This window comes from Novosphingobium resinovorum (assembly GCF_027922145.1).
In the GTDB taxonomy this organism is placed as follows: Bacteria; Pseudomonadota; Alphaproteobacteria; order Sphingomonadales; family Sphingomonadaceae; genus Novosphingobium; species Novosphingobium resinovorum.
Genome location: NZ_BSFC01000019.1, coordinates 454,235 through 477,368 on the forward strand (window position 1 = coordinate 454,235; position 23,134 = coordinate 477,368).

Consider the following 23,134-nt stretch of genomic DNA (forward strand, 5'->3'; position numbering starts at 1 on the left):
TTTAAGCCACCCTCACCACCGCCCACGCCTTCTGCTTCGCATGGCTGTCTTCCTCATCGACGAACTTCAGCCCATCGACCACCCGGCCACGATGCCGGGCTAGCCAGTGGCCAAGCTTGCGGGCATTGATCCCGCCCCCACGCTCCTCAGCCACGTCCACCAATGCCTGATAGAGATCGCCGTTGATGCGGTTTCCGAGCGGATCGAGCCTTTTCGCGGCGTCGATGATCTTGCCCGTGGTCAGTGGGGCAGAACCTACAGCGCCGTGCCAGGAGATGAGAGCCGCCCTGAGGCTGGAGGTCGTAGGGTCATCCGCCCTTGCCGCTTCCATCGTCTTCACCGGATCAGGCTTGCCCAGCCAGACTAGCGCCGAGCGCACTATGCGGCTCCAGTCCTCGAAGGACGCAAGCGCCGGAAGCTGATCGGGGTAGCCAGCCGCCGCATAGGCACGGGCCACAGTGAGCGCCGCAGCCACATACTTCCCGCGATCGGAGAGCACCTGATCCATGGGGCTCTTCTTGAACTGGCGCAGTTCCGGGCGCTCCATGTTCGGATCGAGCGAGCACAGGACCACGCGGCGGGTCATGTCGCCGACCAGATGGATATTGTTGCCCGTGGCGAAGGTCGTAGCCCGGCTTTCGATCCGTATGAGCTTGGAAGATCCCAGCACGCGCGGCTCGACGATTGGGCGCTCGATCATTTGGCACAGGAAGTCCCCGCCAAGGTCGCCATTCACGTTGTCGATGGAGATGATGGCCTGCCCCCCGAGCAGAGCCGAGACGAGGCGCTTTTCGGTTTCGGCTTCATCACGTCCAGCCGCCATCACGGGAGCGCGTTGCCCGATGCTGATGGCGGCCGCCAAATCGATGATGTAGCTCTTGCCTGAGCCTGCTACTGGCGCGCTGGTGACGTGCATGGGGGCAACCTGCATCGCGCCACGCACAACCGGCGTGATAAGCCCCGAGAGGGCAACCGAGCGGCTTGCTTCATCGACGAATGGAAACTCGTCCAGCAGCGCATTGAGGAAAGCCAGGGCCTTCAGGGCATCTGCGCGGGTCGGCTGCTCGGGGATCGCGGGAAGACGCGGCGGGTCCATGAGCAGAAGCTGCGTCTGGGCATCGTAGCCGGGCGTCGAAAGGATCGTGCCATCCGGGCGTAGCGTCGGCGTCGTGATGACGCCGGCCAGCCTCGGGAACTGCCATTCGCCGTCACGGGAAAGGATCGTCGCAGCAACGGGCCGGGGCGGGTCGGTGATGACCATGCGCTTTTTGCGGGCGTCGAACCTTTCCCAGTCGGCCTCGCGTGACAGGTGATCGACCAAAGTGTCTGCCGTGACCTCGGCCAAGCGTGCGACCTTCGTCTTGTGGCCATGTGCAGCAGGCAACTCATCGACGATCGGACGCACCAGACCACCACGAACGTATAGAGGGGAGCCAGCGCCGATCAGCGCACGCTCTCCCTCCGATGCCATGAGGTGCAACTCGCCAGCCCGGACGGTGATGAGCGGGCGTGGCGGGTTCGATACGACGGCGATATTCGAATTCGGACGTGCGCTCATTTCCCGAGCCTCCCCATCAGCTCGGCATTGAAATCCTTGGCCCCTACCGGAAAGATTGCGCGGCTGCTGATCCCGCGCATCCGGTAAGCGTCAATCGCAGCGTTGGCCCCAGTGCGGCCCGCCTCGTCGGCATCCCCGCCGACGGTCACGCGGGACACCAGCGAGGGGAAACGCATCTTCGGCATGTTCCCAGCACCTGCTGCGACCCAGACTGCCCGGCCCATTTCCTGCTGCAGCGTCAGGCCGTCCTCGAGCCCTTCGCAGACGATCAGGTCGCAGGCCGCAGGTGCAAGACGGATGGCGCCGCCTGAGATCCGGCCGAGCGAGAGCTTTGGCTTGCGGACGTTGGCCTTTCCGCGCCCGTCTGCTGCGAGATAGGTCCGCTGGATACCGCACAGGCGGTTGTCCGGCCCGGTGATGACCGCAACCAGGCAGGGATGCTGGGGGCCGTGGCTGCCATAGGTGAGCCATGTGAACCGGATGGTTTCGGGAATCACGAGATCCAGCCCGCGAAACCGCAGATAGGCTTCGGCCAAGGTGCCCGAAGCGGGAGACGCCGCCCGCCAGATGGCGCGGGCTTCCTCGATGCGCTCTTCCTTCGTCCGCTCTGGCGCATCAATGATCGGCGTCACGGCCACAGCAGGCATGTCACCAGCGGCGAGCATGGCGGCGGCGGCGCGGAACTCGATCTGGTGCAACTCCCGCACGAAGTCGATAACGTCGCCGCCCTTACCGCAGCCGAAGCAGTACCAACGCTTGCCGCCGCTGTAGATCGACAGGCTGGGCGAGCGGTCATTGTGGAACGGGCAGCAGCATTTCCATTCGTCGCCTGCGGCCTGCAATGGGACCACCGCGCCGATGATCTGCGGGAGCGGGTTCGCTGCGGCCACTGCCGCGACATTGACGAGCATGTTCATGCGCGCCCTTCCTTCACGGTGGCGATGGTCAACGGACGGCTAGGCACCAGCTTGCGGATGAGTTCGACCCATTCAGCCTCGAACTCGGGTTGCGTCTCGACGAGCAAGGCGTTCCTGCGCGCCGTCGATACGGCGAACGCCATCGCGTCGTAGACCGGCTCCAGCGCTGCGCAGGAGATGACCGCGAAGGTGTGCGAGGCGCGGATGATCCGACGGACCGACGGCATGTGGAAACCCGCAGGCCCGAGAGCCTCGTGCAGGTCATCGCCGATGATGGTGATGGCCGAGCGCTTCCGATCAACCGGCAGACGGAAAGCCTCACTGCTCTGACCGACGAACATGAGGCCCACCTTATGGTCACGCACCGCTTCGAGGATCGGGATCAGGTGAGGTTCCGCTTCGTCCAACTTGCGATCGATGTGGGCGCGAGAGATTGTGGAATGGATCATTCCGCGCCCTCCTGGGGAGCGTCGCAAAGGACGATGGCTTTGGCTCCAGCTTCCAACGCAAGTGCGTCGGCGTATTCGTGGGCGTCTGCGTAGTTCGAAAACCAGCTACCCTTGCCAGACGCCGCCGGGCACATGCGGGGCTCGACTTCGAAACCGCCGAACGGCGAGCGATCGACAAGGATCGCCGGGCCTTCGAAATAGGTTTTCGCGTCTGTCATCGTGCGGCCCTCCCGCGAGCGGGGGCAGCGACCCAGACGATGGCGCTCTTGCCGTTGGCATTGCGACGGCGCGCACCACTGTCCCGGATGAAGCCCATTTCGCGCAGTTCGGAAGTGCGAGGCTGGATCGAGTCCCGACTGATACGGACGGCAGCAACCAGTTCGTTCGTCGTCAGGCCTCGGCTACCGGCGGTGCGAATAGCCCGCAGCGCCACGCGCTGGAGATGCCCCACCGACATCTCGATAGCCTCCGCCGCTGCAATTGAGGTGTCCACGCCGCGATGGCCGGGCGCATGAGGATAGATCGGTTCGTGGATCACGAGCGACCTCCCTCTTTGAGGATGGGCAAGCCAGCACGCTCCAGCAGTGTCGCCAGCCATTCGATCTGCGCCGGGGTAAGCGGCTTGGGATCAACGGCGGTCTGACCGAGGAACGAGCCTGCCTTGCGCGTCAGATGCTGATCGGAGTTGAGCAGCGCGAGCGCGGCGGACCGTGGGGTGGTGAAGGGATCAGCCATGTGCGCCTCCCCATGCGAGGGCGGCGATGGTGCGCGCGCGACCGTCAGGAAGACCGAAGAGGCGAACGAGCCGTTGCGCCTGCTGGCCGATCAGATTATCCTCATCATTGCTGCTGTAGAGGAAATTTGTGGAGGCCTGCACCGCGCCAACGGTGCGGGCCTTTCGCGTCTTACGGGGCGACGCAGCCCTTACAGCGGTACGCACGGCGGCTCACGCAGCCTGGTCCACGAGAGCGCGGATGCTTGCGGTCTTCACGAGGGTGCGGCGGCCTACCTTCACGGTTTCCAGCTTGCCCTGTCCGATCAGGTCATAGATCTTCGTCCGGCCGAGGCCGATCGCCTTCTTCGTGTCGTCGATAGTGAGGGTGAGGGGTTCCATCTGTCGCTCCGATGAAAGCTGGCGAAAGCCAGCGGGCGACTACGGAATTAGACTCAAGTTTCGCTCAAGGCGGGTGGCGAAAATTAAGGAGAATTTTGTCGAGGCGGCGGGACGCCCCATAGCCCGCGCCCTTCTCCTAACCATTCCGCCATTTCTGTGTCTTCACGCTGGCGCTTCTTCAATCGCTTCAGCCAACGAGGATCCACCGGCCTGACCGGGTCGGTCGTGTTCCTGCCCTGACGTGAAATGGCATTTTCTAAAGCGGCGGCGCGCTGCTTTGGCGCCCCCCTCTTCTTGTTGAGAGCGGCCAAGCATTGGTGGCAAAGAGCGTGCACCACAGCCGGGATCTGTCGTTGGCGGGCGGTTCCAAACATCCCCGGTTGAACCTTCGCTGCCAAAAATTGGGCGTCGAGGCGACTCAGCTCTATCCCGGCCGTAAGGAACGCACCCGATCGGCGCTTCCGTTTAGAGAAGCCTTCAAGCTGCTCGACTAATGATTCGCGCACACCGTTGGGCAAAGTTCGCACGTTCAGGCGAGGCCCGTCGAATAGGGGCGAAGGTAAAGACCTCAACCATTCCGCGACCATTCTCGCTTCGACTGGCGCGATTTTGACGTTGACTGTTTCGGCCTTAGGCATCGGCAGGATCCAAGGGATGCACCTCTGGCGTTTCCTGTTCCAGCCTCGCAGGTTCCAGAAACTGTCCCCACCCATCCATGAGCGTCCGCCGCATCTCCATGAACTTGGTCCGCTTGTAGGCCCGCACCACCTTGTCCGGCACGGTATGGGCCAAGGCAGCTTCCGCCACCGCATCGGGCACATCCGGCATCTTCTCGGCGGCCCAATCCCGGAAGGATGAGCGGAATGCGTGCGCGTTGTAGATCAGCCCCGCGTCCCGCATGACCTTGCTGAGTGCCATGTCAGACAGGGGTTTAAGGCGCTGGCCGGGGAAGATCAGCGCTTTGGGGTCGATCTCCCTTTTGCCTTTGATCTCGGACAGCAGCGCCATGGCTGCCTTGCTGAGCGTGACGGTGTGCGGCTCGCGCAGTTTCATGATCTCAGCCGGCCGGTTCCATTCCGCCTTCCTGAAATCGATCTGTCCCCAAGTGGCGAAACGGACCTCGCCGGGGCGGGCGGCAGTCAGGATCAGGAACATCAGGGCGCGACGCCCGCTGGTTTGGCTTTCTCCTGCGAGTCGGGTCATGAACGCGGGCACATCAGGATAGGGCATCGCGGCGAAATTTCCGCCCTTCGGCTGCTTGGGCAGGCCCACACCCACCGATCGTCCTGGGGCTTCCGTCGTTCGCCAGCCCTTCGAATGGGCGAAGTTCAGCACCTGCCCCACGCGCATGCGGAGCTTACGAGCCAGTTCGGGCTTCGTGGTCCAGATCGGCGTCAGCATCTTTTGGATGTTGGCGGCGTCGATCGTATCGACCCGGCGATTGCCCAGCGAGGGAAAGGCGTAGGTTTCCAGGGAGGACAGGAAGGCGTCTGCGCTCTTACCCACCCATCCGGACTTGAGAGCGGCGTGCGTCTTCTTGGCGGCTTCCTTGAAAGTTGGGATGGGGCGCCGGTCACGATCGCGCTCGGCGATAGGGTCACGCCCGTTAAGGGTATGTTTCCGCAGCTCAGCAGCCTTCTCACGGGCCTCGGCCAACGTCAGAGCCGCCAGCGATCCAAGGCCAATGTCCCGGCGCATCTTGTCGCGCTGCACCCTGAGGATCCAGGACTTGGCGCCCGTAGGCTTCACGACCAGATAGAGCCCTTCGCCATCGCCATGACGCCCGGGCTTCGCATTCTTCACGCCAAGGGCATTGAGCTTGCCCATCTAGTTCCCTCATCCGTTACCACATAAAATCGTGGTTTGCCGCGAACAAAGGAGAACATATGCGAACCCTTGGATTGACACAACCTAGGGAAACCGGGCGAGTCGAGGATAACCCCGAACATTCGCGAACAAATAGTTATGATCCTGTCGGGTGCACCATATCCCCACATTGACGTCTCATCGCCCCCGCGCAGTTCATCGCGCCCGCGGCGCTGTCTGCCGTTAACATGCGTTAAGACCTGCAGCTTGCACGTGCGTTGCCGCGTTGCAGCAGGCAGTATCAGCAAGACGTGAGCCGCACATTGTCCAATGTTCAACGTGCCCATTTCTGGGGCATCAAGGCCGCGCAGGCCGGCATTCCGCTTTCCAGCAATCCTTACGCCAGTCCCCAGCAGAGAGCCGCATGGGAAGCCGGCTATCGCCACGATCCGTTTGCGCAGGATCGGCGGCATTCACTGCCCAATTGAGGCGGAATTTCTCTATTTCAGCTTGAGCGGCAGCCCCGCAGCGACGAATTCGACTTCATCGACCGTCGCGGCGATGGTCTGGTTCAGGCGTCCCGCTTCGTCGCGGAAGCGCCGGGCGAGGGCGTTCTCGGGGACGATGCTCAGGCCCACCTCGTTGGATACCAGCGCCAGCGGGACCGGGCAGCGGCGGATCGCCTCCTGCAAAGCCGCGACCGGCCCGTCCAGCGGCAGGTCCGCCAGCATCAGGTTCGATAACCACAGTGTCAGGCAGTCGACGAGCACCGCATCCGCCTCCCGCGCGGCCCTGTCGATGGCGCCTGCCAGATCGAGCGGTTCCTCCAGCGTGGTCCAGCGCGGCCCGCGATCCTCGCGGTGGCGGGCGATGCGTTCGGTCATTTCACCGTCGAACGCCTGCCCGGTTGCGATGTAGGAAAGGCGGCCGGGCTGCGCTTCTATGCGCGCCTGCGCATGGCGGCTCTTGCCGGAACGGGCGCCGCCCAAGACCAGAAGGCTGCGCATCATAAGGTAACTCCCGCCAGGGCGAGTAGCCCGTCGATGTCCAGATGGCGCTCCATCGCCTCGGCCAGCGCATCGAGTGCGGCATCGACGCGGGCGTCGTTGTCGAAGCCGTCCGACTGCGCGCCGATGCGGGCGAGCAGGGCGCTGCGAAGGCCCGGCTTGGCGAGCAGGCCGTGGCAGTAGGTGCCGAAAGTCCGCCCGTCTCGCCCGATGGCGCCGTCCGCGCGGCCCTGCGCCAGTCGCGCGAAAGGCCGCGCGGCGTCGGGCCCCTCGGTCACGCCCATGTGCATCTCGTAGCCTGCGAACGGGGCGTCCATCGCCGTGCCCTCGACTTGCTGCAGCGTCTTGCGGCCCGCCAGCACCGTCGTCACGTCGAGCAGGCCGAGCCCGGCGACTTCGCCCGGAGGCCCCTCGATGCCGAGGGGGTCGGCGATGGTCCGGCCGAGCATCTGGTAGCCGCCGCAGATGCCCAGTACCGCCCCGCCGCGCCGGTGATGGGCGAGGACGTCGATGTCCCAGCCCTGTGTCCGAAGGAAGGCCATGTCGGCGATCGTCGCCTTGGAGCCGGGCAGGACGATCAGCGCCGCCTCGGCCGGGATCGGGGTGCCGGGCGGGATCATCGCGACGTCCACGCCGCTCTCCTGCCGCAGCGGGTCGAGGTCGTCGAAGTTGGCGATGCGCGGCAGGATCGGGCAGGCGACCAGCAGCTTGCCCGGCTTCGCGCCGAGCCCGCGTTCGAGGATCACGGCGTCCTCGCTCGGCAACCGTGCGACGGCGGGCTCCCACGGCAGGACGCCGAAGCCGCGCCAGCCGGACAGGCGCTCGATCGCCTCGTAGCCGTCGGTGAAGAGGGCGGGATCGCCGCGGAACTTGTTGATGATGAAGCCGTGGATCATCGCCGCGTCCTCGGGATCGATCACCGCGCGGGTGCCGACCACGGCGGCGATGACGCCGCCCCGGTCGATGTCGCCCGCCAGCACCACCGGGACGTTGGCGGCGCGCGCGAAGCCCATGTTGGCGATGTCGCCGCTGCGCAAGTTGATCTCGGCGGGAGAGCCCGCGCCTTCGACGAGAACGAGGTCGCAGCGCGCCTCCAGCCGGCGGTAGCTTTCGAGCACTTCGCCCAGCAAGGGACGGCGCGCCTCGCGGAAGTTGGCGGCGCCCAGCGTGCCGCGCACCTTCCCGTGGACGATCAGTTGCGAGGTGCGGTCGGCCTGGGGTTTCAGGAGCACCGGGTTCATGTCGACATGGAGCGGCGCGCGCGCGGCGATGGCCTGCAGCGCCTGCGCGCGGCCGATCTCGCCGCCCTCGGGCGTGACGGCGGCGTTGTTCGACATGTTCTGCGGCTTGAACGGCAGGACGGTGAGCCCCCGGTTGGCGGCGGCGCGGCAGAGCCCTGCGACCAGCACCGACTTGCCGACGTCGGAGCCGGTTCCCTGCAGCATCAGGCCAGCCATGCGATTCCCATAGCGATGATCCCCAATATCAGGCCCAGTATCAGGCAGGCGCGCCGGTAGATCGTCAGCGCGCGGGAGAGGTGGTGCGGTGTCGCGATGCCGCCTTCACCGATCCACGGCTTGTCGGCAAGCACGCCGTCGTAGGCGATCGGCCCGGCGAGGCGGATGCCCAGCGCGCCGGCCATCGCCGCCTCGGGCCAGCCCGCGTTGGGCGAGGCGTGGCGGGCGTGGTCGCGGGCCATGATGCGCCAGCCTTTCAGGCCTGCGAGGCACAGCAGCACGCCTGCAAGCCGCGCGGGGATGAGCATGACGAGATCGTCGAGGCGCGCGGCGGCCCAGCCGTAGGAGCCGTAAGGCTCCTCGCGGTGGCCGATCATGCTGTCGGCGGTGTTGATCGCCTTGAGCATCCACGCGCCTGGCAGGCCCAGCAGGAGCAGCCAGAACAGCGGCGCGACGACGCCGTCGCAGAAGCTCTCGGCCAGGCTCTCGATGGCGGCGCGGGCGGTGGCGGGCGCGTCTAGATTGCGGGTGTCGCGGCCGACGATCATGCCGACGGTGCGGCGTGCCTCGGGCAAGTCGCCGCGCAGCAGGGCGTCGCGGATCGGGCGGACGTGGTCGTCGAGGCTGCGCGCGGCCATCGCGGGCCAGGCGAGCACGGCGAGGATCGGCCAGGCCCATGCGCCTGCGAGGGCGCGGACGGCGATCTCGATCGCGAGAGTGAGACCGCCGGTGAGCGCGACGAGCAGCGCGGTGGCGAGCATGCCCGCGAGGCGGCGCCGTGCGGGCGAGGCGTCGCGGCGGTTGAGGCGGCGCTCGCAAGCGCGGATGATCCGGGCGAAGAGGCCGACGGGGTGGCCGGCCAGGGCATGGAGCCGGGCGGGCCAGCCGAGCGCGGCCTCGATCGCGAGTGCGGCGGCGGCGATGGGTTCAGCCATGGCGGAGCGCCCGGTCGAGGCGGTCCAGCGCGGCGGGATCGGCAGGGACGCCGAGGCGCAGGGTGTCGGGGCGCTCGGCGAAAGGACGGGTGAGGATGCGGGCCTTGGCCAGCCGCTCGAACAGCGCGCCTGCGTCCACGCCCGAGAGGTAGCGGAACAGCGGGCAGGCGCCTTGCGGGGACAGGCCGTGGCGCTTCAGCACCGCGTCGAGCGCGGCGGCCCGGCCGGGGAGTTCGGCGTGGGTGCGCTCTATCCACGCGGCGTCGGCATAAGCGGCGCGGCCGAGTTCGAGCGCGGCGGTGTGGAGGGGCCAGCTGCCGATCAGGGCGCGCAGGCGGTCCAGCACTTCGCTCGGCGCGATCACGAAACCGAGGCGTAGCCCTGCGAGGCCGAAGAACTTGCCGAACGAGCGCAGGACGATGAGGCGGCGGTGATCCGTGACGTGGCGGGCGACGCTGGCTTGCGGGTGACAGTCGGCGAAGGCTTCGTCGGCGATCAGCCAGCCGCCTTGCGCGGCGATGGCGTCGTGCCAGCCGAGCACGGCGGCGGCTCCCCGCAGCAGGCCGTCGGGGTTGTTGGGGTTGGCGAGGACGACGGCCTCGGCACCCTCGGTTGGCGCGGCGAAGGCGATCGGGCGGGAGCGGGCGAAAGCCTCGGCATGGGTGCGGTAGGCGGGGGCCAGCGCGCGGCCGGGCAGGTCCAGCATTCCGGCGAGGAGGCGCAGCGCGGTCTCGCTGCCGGGGACGGCGCAGACGTGGCGGGGCTCGGCGCCGAAGTGGCGGGCAGCGGTCCGTTCGAGGGCGGCGAGCGCTTCGGGATCGGGCAGGGCGTGCCAATCGATACGCAGATTGTCGGGTGGGCTCCAAGGCACGGGATTGAGGCCGGTGGAGAGGTCCAGCCACTGCGCCGGATCGCCGCCGTAAAGGCGCGCGGCTTCGGCCAGGCGGCCGCCGTGGTGGAGCAGGTCGGGGGTCACGGCAGCAGCACCAGCGCGAGTAGCAGGGCGGTCTCGACCAGCTCGATCCCGGCACCGTGGCCATCGCCCGAGATGCCGCCGAGCTTCGCACGCAGCCACCAGCCCCACAGCGGCACGGCGACGAACAGCGCCAGCAGCGCGGGCGAGGTCAGCACGACGGCGAGGATCGCGGCGAGGCTCCAGCCGATCAGGTGCAGGCGGCCGACGCCCTCGCGGAAGCGGGAGCCGAGGCCGGAGTGGAGCGGCGGCAGGAACAGCGTCCAGCCGATCGGGGCGATGCGCGCCAGCACCGGCACCATGACCAGCGCGGGCCATTGCACGGGGGTAAGCGCGTGCAGCAGCACCAGCTTGGCGAGCAGTTGCAGGCCGATCGCGACGACGGCGAAGCTGCCTACGTGCGGGTCGGCCATGACGGCGGAGAGGCGCGCGCGGTCGCCGTGGGCGGCTCCCGCACCGTCCGCCACGTCGCCGAGGCCGTCGAGATGCAGTGCGCCGGTGATCGCCACCCACGCGGCAAGCGCGGCCAGAGCGCCCAGCCACGGATCGCGCGGCTGGAGCAGCCACCATGGGAGCGCTGCCGCCGCGCCCACCGGCAGCCCGGCGACCGGGAACCAGCGCATGGCCTTCGCGAAATCCTGCGCGTCGGCCTGAACGGCGGGGAGCGGCAGGCGGGTGAGGAACTGAAGGGCGAGGACGAGGTGCTTCATGAGGATTTCCCCGGCCTCACCGTCATTGCGAGCGCAGCGAAGCAATCCAGGGCAGTGCTGCGCCGCCCTGGATTGCTTCGCTGCGCTCGCAATGACGAGGGGTGGGGAGGCCGGGCGGGGCGGGGCATGCGCGCGGAGGGGAGGGTCATGTACTCAACCCCACGATCTGCGCGCCTTCGCCAGGCCAGAGGCGCAGGCTCAGCACGCTCGCATAAGGCAGGTCGAAGGCCCAGACTTGCGGCTGCTCCATGTGGAACAGTACCGCCAGCGCCGCGCGCATCGCGCCGCCGTGAGTCAGCACGAGGCTCGGCACCGTGATCCCCGCCAGCGCCCGCTCCACCCGCGCGCGCAGGGCCGACCAGCGCTCGCCGCCCGGCGGGGCGTGGGCGTCGGGGTCCTGCCAGAAGCGGGCATAGGCGGCAGGGTCGACCTCCGCGGCGGCAAGGCCGGTCCAGTCGCCGAAATCCAGCTCGCGCCAGTCGGGATCGACGCGGTGCTCCAGCCCGCGCGCGGCGGCGATGCGTGCGGCGGGATCGTGGGTGCGGCTGAGGTCCGAGGACACCACGCGGTCGAACGCCAGTCCCTCGGCGCGCGCGACACAGCGGGCGATCTCGGACGGCAACGCGGGCTCGTCCCGGTGGCCCAGCAGGAGGCCCGGCCTTGCCGGAGCGCCGTGGCGCATCAGGTGGAGCGCGATGCCGCTCATGCCTTATCGGTCACCGCCGCTTCGTCGAACGTCGCCATCCGGTTGTGCGTCGCCAGAGCCCCGCGCACGATCGGCACCGCCAGCGCAGCGCCGGTGCCTTCGCCCAGCCGCAGGCCGAGGTGAAGCAGTGGCTCCAGCCCCAGCTTGTCCAGCAGCCGCACATGCCCCGCCTCGGCCGAGCAGTGTGCGGCGATGCAATGATCGGTGAAACGCGGGTTGTCCCGCAGCAGCGGCAGGATCGCGGCCGAGGCGATGAACCCGTCCAGCAGCACCGGCACTCGCGCCAGCCGCGCGGCGAGGATCGCGCCCGCCATCGCGGCGATCTCGCGCCCGCCGAGAAGGCGCAACGTCTCGAAGGCGTCGATGGCGGCGCCGGAATGCAGCGCCACGGCCGCCTCCACCGCCACCGCCTTGCGCGACAGGCCGAGGTCGTCGATCCCGGTGCCGCGTCCGATCCAGTCCTGCGCGGAGCCGCCCAGTACGGCGGCGCAGAGCGCGGCGGCGGGCGTGGTGTTGCCGATGCCCATCTCGCCCACCAGCAGCAGCCGGGTATCGGCGCCCAGCGCGGCGGCGCCCCGGTTCAGGGCGTCGAGGCATTCCTCCGCGCTCATGGCCGCCTCGCGGGTGATGTCGCCGGTCGGCCGGTCGAGATCGAGCGCCACCACCGAAAGCCGCGCGCCGCAGGCCTCCGTCAGCGCGTTGATCGCCGCGCCGCCCGCCTCGAAGTTGGCGACCATCTGCACGGTGACCTCCGGCGGATAGGCGCTGACGCCCTGCGCGGTGACGCCGTGATTGCCCGCGAAGACGACGGCCTGCACCGGGTCCGCCTCGGGCCGCTCGCAGCCTTGCCAGCCGGCCATGAACACCGCGATGTCCTCCAGTCGGCCGAGCGCGCCGGTGGGCTTGGTGAGGCGGGCCTGACGGTTCAGCGCGGCGGCGCGGCTGGCCTCGTCGGGTTCGGGCAGCGCGGCAAGGGCAGCGGCGAAGGAGGCGGGATCGGCGAAACGGGTCATGTGCAGACGTAGCCTTCCGGGGGCGTGCGGGTGATGAAGTGGCCCTTCACGCCTTGCGGCCATTCCTTGAAGGGCACGCGGCCGTGCTCGCTTTCGGCATGGCGCGCCGCATATTCGAGGATGGCGCGGGCGGCGTCTTCGTCCGGCATGAAGTCGCCCAGCACGTAGCCGACCTTGCCCGGTGCGCGGACGTGGACGGTGCAGTGGCGGCTGCAGGCGAAGAGGCAGGGCATGGCCTGGATCTGGACGCCCTGCAGGTCCGGGTCGGTGGCCTGAACGCTGCGCATCGCCGCTTCGAGCAGGGCGCCGCCCCGCTGGCCGGTCTCGTCCTCGCGGGCGTCGGCGGTGTGGCGGCAGGTGTTGCAGACGACCACCGAAGGGCCGGGAGGTACGGGGGTCAGCATGGGGGTGTTTCTCTTGAGGGCAGGCCCGCCCTGCTGCGGTTGAAAGCTAGTTTGTCATCCCCGCGAAGGCGGGGACCCAACTGATGCGGGTGCAACAGGCGAAGTCGGGAGATGGGTTCCCGCCTTCGCGGGAATGACGACGGTACTATCAAGGACGGTTCCGCTTCAGGCAGCGGGCTCCCAAGTCTTGGGCAAGTCTCCCCTCCCGCTTGCTGGAGGGGGCGGGGGTGGGCCTTCCTTGTCATCAGAACCGGCTGCGCACGCCGACGTAGACCGTCCGTCCCAGCGCGGAGTAACCCGCCGCCGTCTGGTAGTCCTTGTCGGTCAGGTTCTCGACGCGGCCTTGCAGCATCAGGTTCTCCTTGATCCGCACTTGCGCGCGAAAGTCGATCAGCCAGTAGTCGTCCAGCTTCGCGGTGCCGGTGGCGGCGTTGAAGGTCTCGCCCGAGTAGCGCGCCGCGACGCTGGCGCGAAGCCCTTGCGGCAGGTCGATGCCCGCTTCGGCATTGGCCATGTGGCGCGGTACGCGCTGCAGCTGGCGGCCATAAGTCGAGGCGCCTTCGGTGCGGTCCTCGGCGCGGGTCCAGCTGTAGTTGCCCTCGGCAAACAGCACGCCCAGCTTCGCAGACGCGGCGAGTTCCAGGCCGCTGGCCTTGGCCGTCTTGACGTTGGCGTAGTAGCCGAAGCGCGTGGTCGTGGTGCCGGGGATGTAGCAGGCGGTGGGGAGCGTGCCGCCTGAATCGCTAGCCGTCGGGCAGTAGGCGAAGTCGATCAGGTTGTCGGTGTCGCGCTGGAACCACGTGGCGGTGAGGCGCAGCGCCTCGCCGAAGTTCTGCTCGGCACCCACTTCCCAGCCCTTGGCCTTCTGCGGGGCGAGGTCGGCGGTGCCGTAGGCGCTGTACATCTGGTAGAGCGAGGGGGCCTTGAAACCCTCGTCATAGCTGGCGCGCAGCACCGTGGCGCCTTCGTTGGGGGTATAGGCCGCGCCCGCGCTCCACACGGTCTGCCCGCCGAAGCGCGACTGGTGATCGTAGCGCGCGCCGCCGTCGAGGGTGAGGCCCTTGACCGGGCTCACGCGCAGTTCGGCGTAGAGGCTGTCCATGTCCACCGCGTAGGGCGTCAGCGTATAGGGCGTGGCGGAGTTCGTCGGCGAGGCGGTGGTCATCCGCTGCTCCTCGCGCTCGGCGCCGAACACGGCCTGGATCGCGTCGCTGAAGGTGTAGGTGCCCTGGTACTCGTAGCGGCGCAGGCGGCCGTGCGCGTCGAAGGTGATCGCGCGGATCGAGCGGGTGGGGTCGAAGTTCTCCCGGTCGGTGACGTTCTGCAGCACCGCGACGCGGTTGACGAGCTTGCCGTCCAGCAGCGCGAAGTTGAGGCCGGCGTAACCCGACCATTCCTTCGTGGTGCCATAAGCGAGGGTGTCGCCCGAAGTGCCGTCGAAATCGTTCTTCCCGTCGGCCCAGTAGCCACGCAGGTCGAGGCTGACGCCGGGGGCGACGCGCACCGTGACGGTGCCGCTGGCGGCGCTGCGCTGGAAACCGTCGGCCTCGGTCCCGTTCGCGCGGGCGGAGATACCGTCGGTGGTGAAGCGCGAGGCGGAGAGGCGCCAGTCGATGAGGTCCGAGGTGCCGCCCACGCCCGCGCGGGCGGAGACGGTGTCATGGGTTCCCGCCTCAACGGCGAAGCTGCCTTCGAGCGGCTCGGTCGGGCGGCGGATGCGCACGTTGACGACACCGCCGGTCGCGTCGCTGCCCCACAGGATCGACTGCGGCCCGCGCAGGATCTCGATGCGGTCGACGTCGTCGAGCAGCAGGTTGGAGAAGCCGTAGCCGCCCGCCGTCGCCGAGGGATCGGACAAGCGCATGCCGTCGATCACCATCACGGTCTCGCCCGCATCGGCGCCGCGGATGCGCAGAGAAGTGGTGGTGCCGTATCCGCCGTTGCGCGACATCGAGACGCCGGGGGTACGCAGCAGGGCATCGGTCAGGGCGATGGGCTGCAGGGCGACGATCGCGGGCTCGCCCAGCACGGTCACGGTGGCGGAGACGCGCTCGATCGCGACGGGGGTGCGAAGCGCGCTGACGAGGATGTTGTCGGCCGCGCCTGGTGTACTCTCGGTGTCGCCAGGTGCCGTTGTGGTATCGTTGGGTGCCGCTGTGTCCGCAAGCGCCGGAGAGGCCGAAACGAGCAGCGTGATGGTGGCTGCGGTCGTGGCAAGGTACTGTTTCACTGGTATTCCTTCATGCAAACGGCGGTGCTCCGCCGGCTGGTGAAGGATCATGGGCAGTGGGCGCGGACAGACAGCGCGACACCTCCCGCAAGCCCCCTCAGGCCGCCGGAACGATGGCTGTCGTTGCGCGAGGAATGACTTCCCCCGTTCGTCCGGCACACCCTGTCCGGTCGAAGAACGACGGCGACGGGCAGGTCTCCTGGCTCACGGGTCTTCGCCCATTTCGGCCGCCTTCTCAGGGACTTGCATCCCCAATGGCATGTGGCCGAACGGCTCTCCGCTTACAGTTGCAGGGGCAGCCCGGGTATTTCACCCGCGTTCCCTTTCAATCCCCTCGCGGGGAACCTGTCGCGGCGCGGCAAGTATCGTGCGCCGGGCTGCCGCGCAAGAGGCCAATGCTTGCGCCAACCTGCGGGAAACCATAGGTGCGGAGGCGATGGACACTCCGCGCCAAGACGATGCCCCGGCCTGCCCGGCCTACCTGATAAGCGCTCCGTCCTCGGGTCAGGGCAAGACGCTGGTGACCGCGGCATTGGCCCGAAGGCACCTCAAAGCGGGCAGAAAAGTGCGCGTTTTCAAGGTTGGGCCGGACTTCCTCGACCCCATGGTGCTCGAAGTCGCGAGTGGCGCGCCGGTCCATCAACTCGACCTTTTCATGTGCGGAGAAGCGCAGTGTCGCGCCCTTCTCCACGAAGCGGCGCACGAGGCCGAGCTGATCCTCGTCGAAGGCGCGATGGGCCTGTTCGACGGCGATCCCAGCGCCGCCGACCTCGCCGGGCGCTTCGGCCTTCCGGTGCTTGCGGTGGTCGATGGATCGGCGATGGCGCAGACTTTCGGGGCGGTGGTCCACGGTCTTGCGACGTATCGGCCGGGGCTGGAGGTCCATGCGGTGATCGCCAACCGCGTCGGCAGCGCGCGGCACGCGGAATTGCTGGAGCAGGGCGTGCCTCCGTCGGTGAAGTGGCTCGGCACTTTCCCGCGCGAGGCCGGAGTGACGCTGCCCGAGCGGCACCTCGGGCTGGTGCAGGCAGCCGAGGTCGCGGATCTCGACGCGCGACTGGATCGGGCGGCGAGCCTGCTGCCTGATGCCGTGCTGGACCTGCCGCCGCCGGTGAGCTTCCCGGCGCCCGAGGTCCCGGAGGAAAGCCCCAATCTGGGGGGTCTGCGCATCGCCATCGCGCGGGACGAGGCTTTCGCCTTCATCTACCACGCCAACTTGCGATGGCTGGAACGGGCAGGCGCGCAGCTCGCCTTCTTCTCACCGCTTCATGACGCGCGATTGCCCGATTGCGAGGCGATCTGGCTCCCCGGAGGTTATCCGGAACTGCATCTGCAGACGCTTGCCGCCAATGCGCCGATGCTGGAAGCGATCCGGGCACATCATGCGGCGGACAGGCCGATTCTCGCCGAGTGCGGGGGCATGCTCTACGCCTGTGCATCGCTGACGGACGTAGAGGGGTATCGGGCCGATCTGCTCGGATTGCTGGAGGGGCACGCCGCGATGCAGCGGCGTTTCGCCGCCCTCGGCATGCAGCACATCGCGCTGCCGGGAGGGACCTTGCGCGGGCACACGTTTCATTATTCGCGGCTGGAAACCGGGCTCGTCCCGGAGGCTCGCGCCAGCACGCCGGACGGGCGGGACGGGGAAGCGCTCTATCGCGTCGGCTCGCTCACGGCGAGCTACATGCATGGCTACTTCCCGTCCGCTCCCGAAGCGGCGGCGCGGTTTTTCGTTCAGGCTTCGACCAGCGACTGACCTTCGGTGAGGATCGCGGCCTCCTTGCGCGGATCTTCGCTGGCCTCGACGATGCCGGGTTCGGGCACGCGGAAAACCTTGGCTGCGTCCGCCTTGTCGCCGAGGTTCTCGCTAGACGACAGGCTGATGAGCCATGGCGAGAGGAACAGGCCGACGATGATCGGCGAGAGCCAGATCGCCGTCGTCATGTCGAGGAACGCGGTCGCCGTCAGGCCCGCGCCGAGCAGCAGGTGCTCGCGCAAGTCGGGCAGCACCTCGCGCACGGTGATGCGGCGGGCATCGCGGGTCTGGGTGTTCCAGCCCGCCGAGATGCCCAGCAGCAGGCCGAGCAGTGCCTTGGTCTGGGTCACCATGGTGATTGGTGCGAGCAGCATGGCCAGTACCGTCTCCAGCAGGACCGAGCGGACGGCCGCGAAGCCGCCGCCGAAGCTGCGACGCCGCTCGCCGTCGGCCAGGACCCAGATCAACCCCATGATCTTCGGGCCGAACAGCAGCATCACTGTCAATGCCAGCACGCTTGGCGGGGCGAGGGTGACGAAGCCGCCATCGCCATGCGTCGCGACCTGGCCGATCATCGTCAGGATCAGCAGCAGCCAGCCCGGCGAGGTGAGGTAGGCCGAAGCCCCGATCAGCAGGTGCAGGCGGCTGGCCCAGTGCAGGCCCGAGGCGCCGAGCAGCTGCAGGTGCTGCAGGTTGCCCTGCATCCAGCGGCGGTCGCGGATCGCCATGTCGATGATCGTCGGCGGGAATTCCTCGTAGGAACCGCCGATCATGACCATGTGGACCGCCCAGCCGCGCCGACGCAGCAGGGCGGATTCAAGCATGTCGTGGCTGAGGATATGGCCGCCGAACGGCGCCTTGCCGGGAAGCTCCGGAAGGCCGCAGGCTTCGGCGAAGGCGCGGGTGCGCACGATCGCGTTATGGCCCCAGAAGTTGGCTTCCGAGCCCGACCACCACAGCAGTCCGGCGCTTGCGATGGGGCCGTAAGCCTCGCTCGCGAACTGCATCCAGCGTTGGAACAGGGTGCGCGCGTTGGTGATCATCGGCACCGTCTGGAGCAGGCCGATCGAGGGACGCTCCTCCATGATCGAGGCCATGCCCACGATCGTCTCGCCGCTCATCATCGAATCGGCGTCGAGCACCAGCATGTTCTCGTAGGCGCCGCCGAAGCGCTTGACCCATTCGGCGATGTTGCCGGGCTTGCGGGCGATGTTCTTCTCGCGGCGGCGGTAATAGATCTTGATCGGCGCGTGGTCGGCCAGTTCGTGCCAGGCGGCTTCCTCGCGCTTGCCGTGGAAGGGGTTGGAATCGCTGAGGACGAAGAAGTCGATCCACGGCGCGCCGCCGGCTTCGGCGATCGAGTAGGCCATGGCACGCACGCGGGCGAAGACTTCCTCGACGCCCTCGTTGTAGACCGGCATCAGCACGGCGGTCTTGTGGCGCAGGCTGGAGGCCGGGCTTGGCAGCGCGGTGAAGCCGGGATGCTCGCCGGTGATGAGCTTGAGGAAGCCCATCGTCGCGGTAACGAAGCCGAACGAGATCCAGCAGAACAGCGGCACGAAGAACACCAGCAGCAGCGCTTCGACCCAGTCGAGCCCGTCGCGCGAGAGTTCCATGCGCACCGTGCTCGATGCGGCGAGGCCGATGGCGGCAGTGAGCGCGAGCAGCAGCAGGCGCTTGACCAGCATCCCGTGCGGCGCGGTCTTCACCTCGCGCGCGCCGGGCGGATTGCCCCACAGGTTCTGGATCGGCATCGCCATGGGCGATTCGGCCGGAAGCATCGGCGAATGGTTCATCGGCGTCGCACTCACGATTCTAGAGCCTTGATAACGGTCTCACTGAGCGCGGAGTTGCCGCGCTTGAGAAAAAGTCGGAACTGGGGCTGGGTCAGGGCGGCGGATCGCACGTCGATCATCGCTCGCCAGCGCCCGTCAGACCGCGCCACCGGATAGGCGACGGCGGAGACCACCGCAGCCTTGGGCAAGTCGGTATCGGGCGTGACGCCGCTGGTCCGGTCGAGGCCCGCCAGCGCGGGACCGGAGAAATCGAACACGAACTTGCGCACGCCTTCCAGCGGCGGCGAACCCGGACTGCCGCCGGGGCCTTCGAACACATCGACGCAGCGTGAGCCGCCATCGATGGTCGGGTCCTTGGACGTCCAGGTCAGCCGATAGGCGAAATCGCGGCGCTGCCCGGCCTTGGCGGGACGGTCGGGGCGCCAGAACAGCGCGATGTTGTCGAGCGTCTCGCTGCCCGTCGGCATTTCATAGAGGCCGACCGCGCCCGCGCCCCAGTCTCCCTTGGGCTCGACCCAGAGCGAGGGGCGACGGTCGTAGAATACGCCGTCGTCCTGATAGTGATCGAAAGCCTGGTCGCGCTGCAGCAGGCCGAAGCCCTTTGGCGAATCCGAACGCAGCGCGTGAAGTCGCGCCACCGCGGGATTTTCCAGCGGCCGCCAGACCCGCTCGCCATTGCCCGACCAGATCGCGAGGCCGTCCGAATCGTGGATTTCCGGCCGCCAGTCGCCGTGCGTACGGGCGGGGCTCGACTGATCGTACCAGAACATGCTCGAAGCAGCGCCGAGGCCCAGTTGCTTGACGTCCTTGCGCAGGAACAGCGCCGCAGTGACGTCCTGCGTCACCCCATTCGCCGTCTTGCGGCAATCGAACGCATAGGCGCCGGCAAGGCTCGGCCCGTCGAGCAGGGCATGGATGCGTACGCTGTCGGCGCCGGTCTGCTCGATCCAGAAGCGGGTGAAGTCGGGAAACTCCTCGCCAGTGGCAAGGCCGGTGTCGATGGCGATGGCGCGGGCCGAGAGGCCATACTGGTCGCGGTCGCCGGAGGAGCGGAAATAGCTCGCGCCCTGAAAGGCCAGCCAGTCGCTGCGGCCGGTCGCGTCCATGACGCGGAAGCCTACGGCGTCGGTGTTGTGGCCGCCGACGAACAGATCGCTGGTATCGACGATCGCGCGCGCCTGCCCGCCCTCGACGACCGAGATGACGACGGGCTTGGGCGCGGTGCCGCGCACGGCGGGGAACAGCCGCACGTTGCCCGCGACCATCGGCGCATCGCCGTAAGTCAGCTTCCCGGCCGCATCGTAGTCGGCGGCGGCGCGCGTGGATTCGGCGATCGGCGCATAAGGCTTGCGGGCTAGATCGCGGGCCTGGGCCACCAGGCGATCCCACGAGAACGGCTCGGGCGTACCGAGACGACCGCCCGTCGCGGCCTTCACCCCGTCAGGCAGGGCGCTTGCCGCTGCGAGCGCCGCCATCAGCCCCATGGCCGTGCGGCGCGACATCTGCGCGTCGTCGTTCAGAATGCTGCTTACCCTTGTTGCCTCGGATTTTCCGTCGAATGCCCATACGCACGGACGCGGCAATTGTTGCAGGAGGAACCTTTCATCCGCCTGACTGGCCGCCTCCGGCCGTCGCGTCCCGCCAACCGATGATCGCGCGATCGCCGGGTTTGAGGTCGTTCGCGAAGACTTCGGTGCGCTTGCCGTCGCTGGCGCCGACGGTGACGTAGACCCGGCGCGGCTCGCCGCCGTCGAGCACGAAGATGCGCTCGCGCCGCTGTGGTCCACGCGCGCCCGGCTCGAATTCCAGCGCGGCATTGGGGACCAGCAGCACGTTCTGCCGCTCGGGCAGTTCGATCTCGACGGTGGCCTTCATGCCGGGACGGACCTGCGGGCCGGGCTTTTCGATCGTGAAGACGGCAAGCGGCGGTGTGGTCTGCGGCGGCGGAGATACGCGCATCAGCGTCAGCGTGGCCGATTGCGGCGCGTCGGGCAGGGTATCGAGCCGGATACTCGCAAGCGTTCCCGCCTTGATCGGCTCTGCCCTGTGGGTGTCGAGCGGGACTTCGATGGTCAGCGGTGCGATGCCCTGCGCGATCGTGAACAGCGGCTGGTGATCGCCGATCATCTGCCCCGGCTGCGCATGGCGCATGGTCAGTATGCCCGAGAACGGAGCGCGCACTTCGGCTCCGGACTTGCGCGTCTCGTCTTCCTTGAACTGGATCTGCGCGGCCTTCACTTCGGCGCGCGCCGCCTCTACGCCAAGGTCCGCGCGGCGGGCATCGGCACGGGCAAGCTCGATCTCGTTGAGCGAGGGCGCGCGGCCGCCCGAGCGACGCCATACGCTCTCGAACCGGGCAAGGCGTGATCCGGTATCCTGCGCGGTGACTTGCGCCGCTTCAAGGGCGGCCTGCGCTGCAGTCAGGCGCGAGCGGCCGACTTCCACCGCGCCCTTGATCTCACCCGCGTCGATCATGGCGAGCAGTTCGCCCTGTTCGACCGCGCCGTCGCTCTTGCCGGATACCCAGGTCACGCGGCCGGGAAGCGCCGAGAACACTGTCACTTCGCCGGCGCCGCGAATCTGCCCGCGTTCGGAGATCAGCGGGGTCAGGTTTCCGCGCTCGACCGGGGTGGAATAATACGGGGAGTCGTCCCCGCTCACGAAGCGCACGAAGAACGTCATCGCCCCCAGCGCGGCGATGGCCAGGATCAGCAGGCTCAGCCAGTGGCGGAACACGCGGCGCGGTGCGGCGCCGAGCAGGGCGTCGAGCGGGGTATGCGTATCATGTTCAGTCACAGCCGGCGGTCACCGTTATCGTGGGGCCTGTCGCGGAAGGATCGGGTGCAACGACCGGTGCAAGACCTTCGCGCGCCCAACTCCCGTCCTGCCCGGACCAGAGATCGAGCGTCGCCGTCACCCGGGCCGCGCGCGCATCAGCCAGCGCGAGTTCGACCGCGAGCGCGGCGGCTTCGGTCACGTAAAGCGTGGAGAAGGCCCCGGCTCCCTCGCGGTAGGCGGTACGCGCGTCACGGACGGAGCGGCGCGATTCCTCCAGCGCCTGAGTCAGTCGGGCTTCCCTGAGGACGGCATCGGCCAGAACGGCCCGTTGCGGGTTCTCCGGTGCGGCCGAGGCAAGCGGGTCTACCGCAGGATCGGGAAGCGTCCCCGGGGTGCCGAGCTTCGCGGCAAGGGCATCGGGCTGATCCCCGACAAGGCGGGCCAGTTCGGCAATGGCCTGATCGAGCCGCCCTTGCGCGAACCCCAGTTCACCCTGCGCGGTCTCGTCCTGCGAACGGGCGAGCGATCCGTCGATCGCCGGAACGAGCCCGGCCTCACGGCGGAACTGGGCGACTTCCGCATTATCCTTGTACTGAGCCCGCAGATTGCCGCGCAGCGCGACGTCTTTCTGCAGGCGCCGCACTTCGACATAGGTAAGCGCGATCTGCCGGGCGAGTCGTTCCCGACGCGCCGATACCCGGTCGACCTTCTCAGTCCTGATCTGCGGGTCGGCGTTCACGCTCTTGTCGCCGAACAGCCGCCCCAGCTTGGCGCCGATGCGTTTGGCGTCGTGCTCGGTCTGGTAATCGTACTGGCGCAGCGAAGCGATCCGGCAGATGACTTCGGGGCTGGTATCGAGGCCCTGCTGTATCAGTGTCGCCAGAACGGGGTCTCCCGCCTCACGCCACCATGCGGGGGCCGCGGGTACGACAGGAGTCTCGGCGCCGGCGGCAGGGGCCGGGGCGCTGGCGACGTCCCTCGTGGTCTCGGCGCATCCTGCACAAGCGAGCGCGAGCGCCATAAGCGCCGCGCCGCCCAGTCGCGCGCGTGGTTTCAACATTCTCGACACGTGCATTCCGATAGCACCTGAGCCCCGCGAAGCAATCATGCTGCGATAGCGAACGCAGGAATGCCCGACTGGTGGCAGGGAGCGACGGGAGATTCGCGCTTTTATGCAGGCTGAACGGGGTGATGCTGCGCGGTAAGAGGGGTTATGTAATTGCAAAGGCGCAGGAAACCGGGGTTTCTGGTGCTTGATGAACTTTTTTTGAAATTAGTGTTTGACCGACTCACCTGGTGGCCTTAGAGGCCCGTTCACCGCAGCGGACCACACGGTTTTGCATCGGTCGCCAAGCACTGACGGGCACCAAGCTCTCCGAGGTTAAAGCCGGGGACGACGGGTTGTCCGGGTTTGTTGCCTGGTGGTTCTTTGACATTGTAGGTTTATGATGAAGGGACATGTGGGCGACGGCGCCTGGTCTCGTGGGTCTTTGGGCCACGGGTACCAGTTTAAAGCAAGCCGATG

The 23,134-nt window shown here is 67.9% G+C and carries 24 protein-coding genes and 1 riboswitch; of the genes, 2 read left to right on the forward strand and 22 right to left on the reverse strand.

Translation table 11 applies throughout. From position 1 onward, the window contains the following. Position 1: 1 nt before the first annotated feature. From PKE80_RS12245 to PKE80_RS12285, 9 genes are all read right to left on the reverse strand, one after another. Positions 2–1,558: a hypothetical protein gene (locus tag PKE80_RS12245; protein WP_271182684.1), complete on the reverse strand. Its 1,557-nt coding sequence runs from the start codon at positions 1,556–1,558 to the stop codon at positions 2–4. Next, positions 1,555–2,475: a DUF7146 domain-containing protein gene (locus tag PKE80_RS12250; protein ID WP_271182685.1), complete on the reverse strand. Its 921-nt coding sequence runs from the start codon at positions 2,473–2,475 to the stop codon at positions 1,555–1,557. Before PKE80_RS12250 ends, PKE80_RS12245 begins: the two co-directional genes overlap by 4 nt. Continuing rightward, the gene (locus tag PKE80_RS12255; protein WP_271182686.1) at positions 2,472–2,924 is read right to left on the reverse strand and encodes a hypothetical protein; all 453 of its coding nucleotides are present in this window, start codon (positions 2,922–2,924) and stop codon (positions 2,472–2,474) included. Before PKE80_RS12255 ends, PKE80_RS12250 begins: the two co-directional genes overlap by 4 nt. Then, positions 2,921–3,142, reverse strand: coding sequence for a hypothetical protein (locus PKE80_RS12260; protein WP_271182687.1), 222 nt, complete (start codon positions 3,140–3,142; stop codon positions 2,921–2,923). Before PKE80_RS12260 ends, PKE80_RS12255 begins: the two co-directional genes overlap by 4 nt. Further along, positions 3,139–3,462 (reverse strand): hypothetical protein, encoded by a 324-nt coding sequence (locus PKE80_RS12265; RefSeq protein ID WP_271182688.1) that lies wholly within the window; start codon positions 3,460–3,462, stop codon positions 3,139–3,141. The genes PKE80_RS12260 and PKE80_RS12265 overlap by 4 nt, the downstream gene beginning before the upstream one ends. Further along, on the reverse strand, positions 3,459–3,659 hold the full coding sequence (locus tag PKE80_RS12270) for a hypothetical protein (RefSeq protein WP_271182689.1): 201 nt from the start codon (positions 3,657–3,659) through the stop codon (positions 3,459–3,461). Before PKE80_RS12270 ends, PKE80_RS12265 begins: the two co-directional genes overlap by 4 nt. Before the next feature lie 211 nt (positions 3,660–3,870). After that, positions 3,871–4,038 (reverse strand): helix-turn-helix domain-containing protein, encoded by a 168-nt coding sequence (locus tag PKE80_RS12275; protein ID WP_232493650.1) that lies wholly within the window; start codon positions 4,036–4,038, stop codon positions 3,871–3,873. A gap of 83 nt (positions 4,039–4,121) precedes the next feature. Continuing rightward, the gene (locus PKE80_RS12280; RefSeq protein WP_271182690.1) at positions 4,122–4,676 is read right to left on the reverse strand and encodes a hypothetical protein; all 555 of its coding nucleotides are present in this window, start codon (positions 4,674–4,676) and stop codon (positions 4,122–4,124) included. Further along, complete coding sequence (locus PKE80_RS12285; RefSeq protein WP_271182691.1) at positions 4,669–5,865, reverse strand: tyrosine-type recombinase/integrase; 1,197 nt, start codon at positions 5,863–5,865, stop codon at positions 4,669–4,671. Before PKE80_RS12285 ends, PKE80_RS12280 begins: the two co-directional genes overlap by 8 nt. Positions 5,866–6,155: 290 nt before the next feature. Here PKE80_RS12285 and PKE80_RS12290 point away from each other — a divergent pair, with 290 nt between their 5' ends. After that, positions 6,156–6,332, forward strand: a complete 177-nt coding sequence (locus tag PKE80_RS12290; RefSeq protein WP_155986223.1) for a ribosome modulation factor — start codon at positions 6,156–6,158, stop codon at positions 6,330–6,332. Positions 6,333–6,344: 12 nt separating this feature from the next. Here the strand turns inward: PKE80_RS12290 and cobU are convergent, their stop codons facing one another. From cobU to PKE80_RS12335, 9 genes are all read right to left on the reverse strand, one after another. After that, positions 6,345–6,851, reverse strand: coding sequence for a bifunctional adenosylcobinamide kinase/adenosylcobinamide-phosphate guanylyltransferase (cobU, locus tag PKE80_RS12295; RefSeq protein WP_271182692.1), 507 nt, complete (start codon positions 6,849–6,851; stop codon positions 6,345–6,347). Beyond that, positions 6,851–8,308 carry a cobyric acid synthase gene (locus tag PKE80_RS12300; protein WP_271182693.1) on the reverse strand — a complete coding sequence of 486 codons (1,458 nt, stop codon included), beginning with the start codon at positions 8,306–8,308 and terminating at the stop codon, positions 6,851–6,853. The genes cobU and PKE80_RS12300 overlap by 1 nt, the downstream gene beginning before the upstream one ends. Beyond that, complete coding sequence (gene cbiB, locus PKE80_RS12305) at positions 8,296–9,243, reverse strand: adenosylcobinamide-phosphate synthase CbiB (protein ID WP_271182694.1); 948 nt, start codon at positions 9,241–9,243, stop codon at positions 8,296–8,298. The genes PKE80_RS12300 and cbiB overlap by 13 nt, the downstream gene beginning before the upstream one ends. After that, the gene (locus tag PKE80_RS12310) at positions 9,236–10,219 is read right to left on the reverse strand and encodes a threonine-phosphate decarboxylase (protein ID WP_271182695.1); all 984 of its coding nucleotides are present in this window, start codon (positions 10,217–10,219) and stop codon (positions 9,236–9,238) included. Before PKE80_RS12310 ends, cbiB begins: the two co-directional genes overlap by 8 nt. Next, positions 10,216–10,926 (reverse strand): adenosylcobinamide-GDP ribazoletransferase, encoded by a 711-nt coding sequence (gene cobS / locus PKE80_RS12315; RefSeq protein ID WP_271182696.1) that lies wholly within the window; start codon positions 10,924–10,926, stop codon positions 10,216–10,218. Before cobS ends, PKE80_RS12310 begins: the two co-directional genes overlap by 4 nt. A gap of 145 nt (positions 10,927–11,071) precedes the next feature. Next, positions 11,072–11,632 (reverse strand): histidine phosphatase family protein, encoded by a 561-nt coding sequence (locus tag PKE80_RS12320; protein WP_271182697.1) that lies wholly within the window; start codon positions 11,630–11,632, stop codon positions 11,072–11,074. Beyond that, positions 11,629–12,645: a nicotinate-nucleotide--dimethylbenzimidazole phosphoribosyltransferase gene (gene cobT, locus PKE80_RS12325; protein WP_271182698.1), complete on the reverse strand. Its 1,017-nt coding sequence runs from the start codon at positions 12,643–12,645 to the stop codon at positions 11,629–11,631. Before cobT ends, PKE80_RS12320 begins: the two co-directional genes overlap by 4 nt. Next, positions 12,642–13,049, reverse strand: coding sequence for a DUF1636 domain-containing protein (locus PKE80_RS12330; RefSeq protein ID WP_271182699.1), 408 nt, complete (start codon positions 13,047–13,049; stop codon positions 12,642–12,644). Before PKE80_RS12330 ends, cobT begins: the two co-directional genes overlap by 4 nt. 244 nt (positions 13,050–13,293) lie before the next feature. Then, positions 13,294–15,279: a TonB-dependent receptor plug domain-containing protein gene (locus PKE80_RS12335; protein WP_271182700.1), complete on the reverse strand. Its 1,986-nt coding sequence runs from the start codon at positions 15,277–15,279 to the stop codon at positions 13,294–13,296. A gap of 172 nt (positions 15,280–15,451) precedes the next feature. After that, positions 15,452–15,643: riboswitch (cobalamin riboswitch) on the reverse strand. Between the two features lie 72 nt (positions 15,644–15,715). Here PKE80_RS12335 and PKE80_RS12340 point away from each other — a divergent pair. Then, positions 15,716–17,035 carry a cobyrinic acid a,c-diamide synthase CobB gene (locus tag PKE80_RS12340; protein WP_271182701.1) on the forward strand — a complete coding sequence of 440 codons (1,320 nt, stop codon included), beginning with the start codon at positions 15,716–15,718 and terminating at the stop codon, positions 17,033–17,035. On the opposite strand, the gene mdoH is transcribed toward PKE80_RS12340, so the two are convergent. From mdoH to PKE80_RS12360, 4 genes are all read right to left on the reverse strand, one after another. After that, positions 17,014–18,831, reverse strand: coding sequence for a glucans biosynthesis glucosyltransferase MdoH (gene mdoH, locus PKE80_RS12345; RefSeq protein ID WP_285019533.1), 1,818 nt, complete (start codon positions 18,829–18,831; stop codon positions 17,014–17,016). The genes PKE80_RS12340 and mdoH overlap by 22 nt on opposite strands. A gap of 11 nt (positions 18,832–18,842) precedes the next feature. Next, positions 18,843–20,333 carry an OpgD/OpgG family glucan biosynthesis protein gene (locus PKE80_RS12350; protein WP_271182703.1) on the reverse strand — a complete coding sequence of 497 codons (1,491 nt, stop codon included), beginning with the start codon at positions 20,331–20,333 and terminating at the stop codon, positions 18,843–18,845. Positions 20,334–20,433: 100 nt separating this feature from the next. Then, entirely contained in the window at positions 20,434–21,627 is a 1,194-nt protein-coding gene (locus tag PKE80_RS12355; protein WP_271182704.1) for an efflux RND transporter periplasmic adaptor subunit, read from the reverse strand. Continuing rightward, entirely contained in the window at positions 21,620–22,669 is a 1,050-nt protein-coding gene (locus PKE80_RS12360) for a TolC family protein (RefSeq protein WP_271182705.1), read from the reverse strand. The genes PKE80_RS12355 and PKE80_RS12360 overlap by 8 nt, the downstream gene beginning before the upstream one ends. Positions 22,670–23,134 lie beyond the last annotated feature (465 nt).

Excerpts from the sequence above, each read along its gene's own strand:
- cobS (WP_271182696.1), bottom strand. The coding sequence starts at position 10,926 with ATGAAGCACCTCGTCCTCGCCCTTCAGTTCCTCACCCGCCTGCCGCTC.
- PKE80_RS12330 (WP_271182699.1), bottom strand. The coding sequence starts at position 13,049 with ATGCTGACCCCCGTACCTCCCGGCCCTTCGGTGGTCGTCTGCAACACC.
- cbiB (WP_271182694.1), bottom strand. The coding sequence starts at position 9,243 with ATGGCTGAACCCATCGCCGCCGCCGCACTCGCGATCGAGGCCGCGCTC.
- cobU (WP_271182692.1), bottom strand. The coding sequence starts at position 6,851 with ATGCGCAGCCTTCTGGTCTTGGGCGGCGCCCGTTCCGGCAAGAGCCGC.
- PKE80_RS12245 (WP_271182684.1), bottom strand. The coding sequence starts at position 1,558 with ATGAGCGCACGTCCGAATTCGAATATCGCCGTCGTATCGAACCCGCCA.
- mdoH (WP_285019533.1), bottom strand. The coding sequence starts at position 18,831 with ATGAACCATTCGCCGATGCTTCCGGCCGAATCGCCCATGGCGATGCCG.
- PKE80_RS12300 (WP_271182693.1), bottom strand. The coding sequence starts at position 8,308 with ATGGCTGGCCTGATGCTGCAGGGAACCGGCTCCGACGTCGGCAAGTCG.
- PKE80_RS12255 (WP_271182686.1), bottom strand. The coding sequence starts at position 2,924 with ATGATCCATTCCACAATCTCTCGCGCCCACATCGATCGCAAGTTGGAC.
- PKE80_RS12275 (WP_232493650.1), bottom strand. The coding sequence starts at position 4,038 with ATGGAACCCCTCACCCTCACTATCGACGACACGAAGAAGGCGATCGGC.
- PKE80_RS12350 (WP_271182703.1), bottom strand. The coding sequence starts at position 20,333 with ATGTCGCGCCGCACGGCCATGGGGCTGATGGCGGCGCTCGCAGCGGCA.
- PKE80_RS12360 (WP_271182705.1), bottom strand. The coding sequence starts at position 22,669 with ATGTTGAAACCACGCGCGCGACTGGGCGGCGCGGCGCTTATGGCGCTC.
- PKE80_RS12280 (WP_271182690.1), bottom strand. The coding sequence starts at position 4,676 with ATGCCTAAGGCCGAAACAGTCAACGTCAAAATCGCGCCAGTCGAAGCG.
- PKE80_RS12340 (WP_271182701.1), top strand. The coding sequence starts at position 15,716 with ATGGACACTCCGCGCCAAGACGATGCCCCGGCCTGCCCGGCCTACCTG.
- PKE80_RS12260 (WP_271182687.1), bottom strand. The coding sequence starts at position 3,142 with ATGACAGACGCGAAAACCTATTTCGAAGGCCCGGCGATCCTTGTCGAT.
- cobT (WP_271182698.1), bottom strand. The coding sequence starts at position 12,645 with ATGACCCGTTTCGCCGATCCCGCCTCCTTCGCCGCTGCCCTTGCCGCG.
- PKE80_RS12285 (WP_271182691.1), bottom strand. The coding sequence starts at position 5,865 with ATGGGCAAGCTCAATGCCCTTGGCGTGAAGAATGCGAAGCCCGGGCGT.
- PKE80_RS12270 (WP_271182689.1), bottom strand. The coding sequence starts at position 3,659 with ATGGCTGATCCCTTCACCACCCCACGGTCCGCCGCGCTCGCGCTGCTC.
- PKE80_RS12250 (WP_271182685.1), bottom strand. The coding sequence starts at position 2,475 with ATGAACATGCTCGTCAATGTCGCGGCAGTGGCCGCAGCGAACCCGCTC.
- PKE80_RS12320 (WP_271182697.1), bottom strand. The coding sequence starts at position 11,632 with ATGAGCGGCATCGCGCTCCACCTGATGCGCCACGGCGCTCCGGCAAGG.